Annotated in this window: 5 protein-coding genes; all 5 read left to right on the top strand. The window is 49.1% G+C overall.

Features of this window, described 5'->3' with window-relative positions:
* Positions 1-375: SDR family NAD(P)-dependent oxidoreductase (locus tag Q0620_RS06755; RefSeq protein WP_298783958.1), on the top strand; the 375-nt coding region annotated here is incomplete at its 5' end.
* A 68-nt stretch (positions 376-443) separates the two neighbouring features.
* Positions 444-680, top strand: a complete 237-nt coding sequence (gene acpP, locus Q0620_RS06750) for an acyl carrier protein (RefSeq protein WP_005873350.1) — start codon at positions 444-446, stop codon at positions 678-680.
* 18 nt (positions 681-698) lie between these two features.
* The gene (locus tag Q0620_RS06745) at positions 699-1,916 is read left to right on the top strand and encodes a beta-ketoacyl-ACP synthase II (protein ID WP_298783956.1); all 1,218 of its coding nucleotides are present in this window, start codon (positions 699-701) and stop codon (positions 1,914-1,916) included.
* A complete protein-coding gene (accA, locus tag Q0620_RS06740; protein ID WP_291938084.1) occupies positions 1,916-2,854 on the top strand; it encodes an acetyl-CoA carboxylase carboxyl transferase subunit alpha in 939 nt (312 codons plus the stop codon). The genes Q0620_RS06745 and accA overlap by 1 nt, the downstream gene beginning before the upstream one ends.
* Before the next feature lie 59 nt (positions 2,855-2,913).
* On the top strand, positions 2,914-4,260 hold the full coding sequence (gene rho, locus Q0620_RS06735) for a transcription termination factor Rho (RefSeq protein ID WP_005873347.1): 1,347 nt from the start codon (positions 2,914-2,916) through the stop codon (positions 4,258-4,260).
* Positions 4,261-4,646: the final 386 nt, after the last annotated feature.

Raw genomic sequence — 4,646 nt, 5'->3', positions numbered from 1 at the left:
GAGGCTTTGAAAGTGATGAGCAAAAAGCGCTTTGGAGCAGTCGTAAACGTCGCATCTATCGTTGGTGAGATGGGAAATGCTGGACAGGTGAATTATTCAGCCAGCAAGGGCGGACTGATTGCTATGAGTAAGAGCTTTGCAAAAGAGGGCGCGGCGCGCGGCATCCGCTTTAATTGCATAACTCCAGGCTTCATCGCCACCGATATGACGGACGCGTTAAGCGACGACGTAAAAGCAAGCTACGAAGCGAGCATCCCGCTTAAGCGCCTCGGGAGCACGAGCGATGTCGCCGAAGGAGTTGCGTTTTTACTCAGCGACGGCGCGGGCTACATTACGGGCGAGTCGCTTAAAATCAACGGCGGGCTCTATATGTAGCGTTAAATAGCGGAATTTAAGGTTAAATATTATAGAATTACGCGGTATTTTTTTAAAGGAGTGCTAAAATGGCAGTATTTGAAGATGTAAGAGACGTAGTTGTAGAGCAACTAAGCGTAAGCCCGGATCAGGTTAAACTTGACTCTAAAATTATCGAAGATTTGGGCGCGGACTCTCTTGACGTAGTTGAGCTAGTAATGGCTTTAGAGGAGAAATTCGGTATCGAGATCCCTGATAGCGAGTCCGAAAAATTAGTAAGCATTAAAGACGTAGTAGATTATATAGAAAATTTGCCTAAGAAATAAAATTTTAAGGAAGCGGTTTTGAAACGAGTCGTAGTAACGGGCATCGGGATGATAACCTCTCTCGGGCTTGACAAACAGAGCAGTTTTGAAAATATCTGTAACGGAAAAACCGGGGTTGATAAAATTTCGCTCTTTGACGCTAGCGAATTTCCGGTTCAAATTGCAGCTGAAGTAAAAGGTTTCGATCCTTCGAGCATAATCGAGGATGGAAAAGAGATAAAAAAGATGGATAGATTTATCCAGCTGGGGCTTAAGGCTGCCGGCGAAGCTATAAAGGACGCTAAATTTAGCGGTTTTGATAGCGACGAATTCGGCGTTAGCTCTGCTAGCGGTATCGGCGGTTTACCGAATATCGAGATAAATGCCAATACCTGCTTGCAGCGCGGCCCTAGGCGGATTTCGCCGTTTTTTATCCCTTCTGCGTTAGTAAATATGCTCGGCGGCTTTGTTTCTATATATTACAACTTAAAAGGTCCGAATTTATCCAGCGTTACGGCTTGTGCGGCTTCCGCACATGCGATTATGGACGCTGCGAGAGTTATTATGATCGGCGAAGCGAAAAAGATGCTTGCAGTGGGAGCCGAGGCTGCGGTTTGTCCCGTAGGTATCGGCGGATTTGCTGCGATGAAGGCGCTTTGCGCTAGAAATGATGATCCCGCGCATGCTTCGCGTCCGTTTGATGCGGAGCGAAACGGCTTTGTTATGGGCGAAGGCGCGGCGGCTTTGGTTTTAGAAGAGCTAGAAGACGCAAAAGCGCGCGGCGCTAAAATTTACGGAGAGCTCGTAGGCTTCGGCGCTAGCGGCGATGCTTATCATATCACTTCGCCTAGCCTAGACGGCCCGATCCGCGCTATGAAAAAGGCCTACGAGATGGCGGGACGCCCGAAGATTGATTATATCAACGCTCACGGAACGTCCACAGCAATAAACGATAAAAACGAAACCGCGGCGTTAAAAGAGCTTTTCGGCGAGGGCAAGGTGCCTGCGGTCAGCTCCACTAAGGGTCAGCTAGGACACTGCCTGGGCGCTGCCGGAGCAGTAGAGGCTGCGATCAGCCTTTTAGCGATGCAAAACGGCATCATACCGCCTACGATAAATCAAATTTCAAAAGATCCAGATTGCGATTTGGACTATGTGCCAAACGTCGCTAGAAAAGCCAAACTCGATTGCGTCATGAGCAATAATTTTGGATTCGGCGGCACGAACGCATCGCTTATTTTCAAAAGAGTAGATTAATGGCGAGTTATTTGGACTTTGAAAAATCTATAAAGCAGATCGACGAGGACATCACCGCGGCTAAAATTCGCGGCGATGAGGACGCGGTCGAAATTTTAAATAAGAACCTCGAAAAAGAAATTTCCAAAGTTTATAAGAATTTAAACGAATACCAAAGGCTTCAGCTTGCGCGCCATCCAGATCGTCCTTACGCGATCGATTATATTCGCGCGCTTTTGCAAGACGCCAGGGAGCTTCACGGCGACCGCGCCTTTAGAGACGATCCTTCGATCGTGTGCTATCTAGGCATTATGGGCAACCGCAAAATTGCCGTGATCGCCGAGCAGAAGGGTCGCGGTACCAAAAACAAGCTGAAGCGAAATTTCGGCATGCCCCATCCTGAGGGCTATCGCAAGGCACTACGCGTAGCGAAACTTGCCGAGAAATTTAACCTTCCGATTCTATTTTTGATTGACACTCCGGGCGCATATCCGGGGCTCGGTGCCGAGGAGCGCGGCCAAAGCGAGGCTATCGCGAGAAATTTGTATGAACTCAGCGATCTTAAAACCCCTACGATCGCCGTCGTTATCGGCGAGGGCGGTAGCGGCGGAGCTTTAGCTATCGGCGTGGCCGATCGTTTGGCGATGCTTCAAAACTCAATCTTTTCGGTTATCTCTCCCGAGGGCTGTGCCGCGATTTTGTGGAATGATCCGAGCAAGAGCGAGGCCGCTACGAAGGCGCTAAAGATCACCGCCGAGGAGCTAAAAGAGCTGGGCTTGATCGACGACGTGATCAAAGAGCCTAAAACGGGCGCCCACAGGGATAAGGACGGCGCGATAAAAGCGCTTGGAAACTACGTCTTAACCGAGCTGCACAAGCTAGACGATCTTAGCATAGACGAGCTCATCAGCAGAAGACAACAAAAAATTTTAAGGTTCGGTGCTTATAAAGAGAACTAAATTTTAAATTTCACGACTTTTAAAACTAAATTTAATAACTTCACACTCTAAGAGGACAAATGGAAAATACAAATCAAAATTCCGCTCAGACCGCCGTTTCAAATTCTAATCAAAACGGCAGAAAAACTTACGCTAAAACGCACGTTCCCGTCGAGGGCTACCAGATCGAGGAGCTCCGCTCGATGGATCTTGAAAATCTCATCGCCATAGCAGATGAGCTAGGCGTCGAGAACCCGCGCGAATTCCGCCGCCAAGCGCTCGTTTTTGAAATTTTACGCATGCAGACGAAGCAGGGCGGCTTCATACTTTTTACGGGGATTTTGGAGGTTACCGCCGAGGGTTACGGCTTTTTGCGCGGCATAGATTCAAATTTAAGCGACAGTGCCAACGACGCCTACGTAAGCTTAAGTCAGATCCGCAAATTTGCCCTGCGCGTCGGCGACATCGTCACAGGCCAGGTGCGCGAGCCGAAGGATCAGGAGAAGTACTACGCGCTTTTAAAGATCGAAGCGATCAATTATAAATCGATTCAAGAGGCCAGAGAACGCCCGCTATTTGATAATCTCACGCCGCTTTTCCCGACCGAAAAACTCAAGCTCGAATATGATCCTATGCGCCTTACCGGTCGCGTGCTCGATCTTTTCACCCCGATCGGCAAGGGGCAGCGCGGGCTCATTACGGCGCCTCCGCGTAGCGGTAAAACGGAGCTGATGAAAGAGCTTGCCAACGGCATTACGCGCAACCACCCCGAGGTCGAGCTTTTGGTGCTGCTAGTCGACGAGCGTCCCGAGGAGGTGACCGACATGGAGCGTAGCGTGCGCGGCGAGGTGTTTAGCTCGACCTTCGATCAGCCTGCATTCAACCACGTCCGCGTCGCCGAGCTCGTCATCGAAAAGGCAAAACGCGCCGTCGAAAACGGCAAGGACGTCGTCATCCTGCTTGATAGCATCACCCGCCTTGCGCGCGCTTACAACACCGTCACGCCTAGCAGCGGCAAAGTCCTAAGCGGCGGCGTGGACGCAAACGCCCTGCACAAGCCGAAGCGCTTCTTCGGTGCGGCGCGAAATATCGAAAACGGCGGCTCGCTTACCATCGTCGCTACCGCGCTCATCGAGACCGGCTCGCGAATGGATGACGTGATCTTCGAGGAGTTCAAAGGCACGGGCAACAGCGAGATCATCCTCGATCGCAATATCTCGGATCGCAGAATTTACCCGGCGATCAATATCACCAAGTCCGGCACGCGCAAAGAGGAGCTTTTGCAAGGCAGCGAAAATCTGCAAAAGATCTGGGCGCTGCGCTCGGCGATCTCGACGATGGACGACGTCGAGGCGCTGAAATTTTTATACGCCAAGATGCTAAAAACCAAAGACAACACCGAGCTGCTATCGATAATGAACGGCTAAATTTCTTAAATTTAGCCTTATTTAAAAATTTAGCGGCATGGCTTGCACCGCTTGCCGCAAATATCGCCACGTAGCTTCGTTCGCGCTTTCAAAGTGGTGCGTCTTTTTTCAAACTCCACTATTATAAGTTTAAATTTATCGCGATATTTGCTAAATGTTTTGCGCTCGCATCACAAGATGCGATACCGCCAGACAGAATTTTGCTTTTGTAAAAATCCATTCGCAAGATGTAAAGCATAAAATTTTATGAGGAATTTTACGCTTTGCTATGCACGGAGCTAGGATGTTTTATTATTTCTAAATTCTCGGTTAAGATAAAAACATCGTTTTTATTAAACTATATATCAGATAAAAATTCCCGTAATACCTGTTTCCGTGGTTATCTA

This window comes from uncultured Campylobacter sp. (assembly GCF_938017615.1).
GTDB lineage: Bacteria > Campylobacterota > Campylobacteria > Campylobacterales > Campylobacteraceae > Campylobacter_B.
This window is presented reverse-complemented; position numbering and strand designations above follow the sequence as displayed.

Coding starts and splice junctions, on each gene's coding strand:
- acpP (WP_005873350.1), top strand. CDS start 444: ATGGCAGTATTTGAAGATGTAAGAGACGTAGTTGTAGAGCAACTAAGC.
- accA (WP_291938084.1), top strand. CDS start 1,916: ATGGCGAGTTATTTGGACTTTGAAAAATCTATAAAGCAGATCGACGAG.
- rho (WP_005873347.1), top strand. CDS start 2,914: ATGGAAAATACAAATCAAAATTCCGCTCAGACCGCCGTTTCAAATTCT.